This is a genomic window from Oleiphilus sp. HI0043, assembly GCF_001634935.1.
Map to the genome: position 1 here is coordinate 1 of NZ_LWEY01000719.1, position 855 is coordinate 855.

The window sequence follows — 855 nt, forward strand, 5'->3', positions numbered from 1 at the left end:
TGGAATCTTCAAACCCCATGGTTTAAAGGCATTATCTACACCCGTTAAGCTTAACTCTAGCTCGGGGAAGTGACGACGAATCACGTCAACCATGGTGTTATTTTCTACCCAGTCGATACCTTCTTGCGTGTACACTTCAGGTGTATAGCTTTCAGTATAGAAACGGTCTGTCATCAAACGACGAGAAGCATTCAGGATAAAGACCTGGAAAGCCGTCTCACCAAAGGCAAAGCCATCAGGACGCACTGTTTCAGCTAGCTGACCCACCAAAGCATCGATCTGCTCAATGTCATTGTTATAAACACGCTTCAATTCAGTCAAAGTTGTAGGGTCTTCAGTTAAATCCTCAAACTTGGTAATCGGATTCAAACCAATCTGGCGACGGAATTCGTTGTAACGTGGTACACCACGCTCACGGTCACGAATAATATCGATTGTTGCCAAGTCAATATCGCCAATTAACGGCATTGAAAGGTTACGCAAAAACTCAGGATAGTTGTTTAGCGTCAAGGAACCTGGGTGAGTAATGCCGAAGGAGTACCATAGACGATCGCCGCCCTGATTATCGAGAATATCTTCTGCATCGCCATCACGCGTGTCTTCAATATTGATACGCTCAGAAACAACATTTGAACCGATATCGTAGATATCTACCGCATCACGTAGTAATGGGTGCATACGATAAACCGCAACGAATTCCTCAGTCAGTACATAAGGAACATCATAATTATTTGGTTTGCTTTGGCCAACCAAACCACCAAGGATATGGTCAATTGCGCCTGGCGTGCTTAACTGTTCAGCTTTTTCAGGATCAAATAATGCGATGGTGTTAATGAGCCAGGAATTAGGACCTTT

Annotated in this window: 1 protein-coding gene; it reads right to left on the bottom strand. The window is 44.0% G+C overall.

The genetic code is table 11. From position 1 onward, the window contains the following. On the bottom strand, window positions 1-855 hold an 855-nt coding region (locus A3729_RS08430; RefSeq protein ID WP_304439705.1), incomplete at both ends, for a peroxidase family protein.